1 pseudogene is annotated in these 279 nt (G+C 53.0%); it reads left to right on the top strand.

The window, feature by feature from the left end:
• Window positions 1-279 (top strand): annotated as a pseudogene (locus KDM89_RS22160) (quinone-dependent dihydroorotate dehydrogenase); the annotation flags it as partial.

Below are 279 nucleotides of genomic sequence, written 5' to 3' on the forward strand. Positions count from 1 at the left end.
GTACGCAATGTGCAAAATTCACGCTTTTTTCAGGATAAGCAGGGTGTGCTCGGCCTCAACATCGGCAAGAATGCTGACACACCGATAGAACGTGCCGCCGACGATTACCTGCACTGCCTGAGCAAAGTCTATCCCTATGCCAGCTATGTGACGGTCAACATTTCCTCGCCCAACACAAAGAACCTGCGCCAGCTGCAAGGCGCCGGCGAATTAGACAGCCTGCTGTCCCAGCTCAAAGAGGCGCAGCAACGTCTGACTGACCAACATAAACACTATGTG

This window comes from Cognatundibacterium luofuense, from assembly GCF_018139685.1.
GTDB lineage: Bacteria > Pseudomonadota > Gammaproteobacteria > Burkholderiales > Burkholderiaceae_D > Undibacterium > Undibacterium luofuense.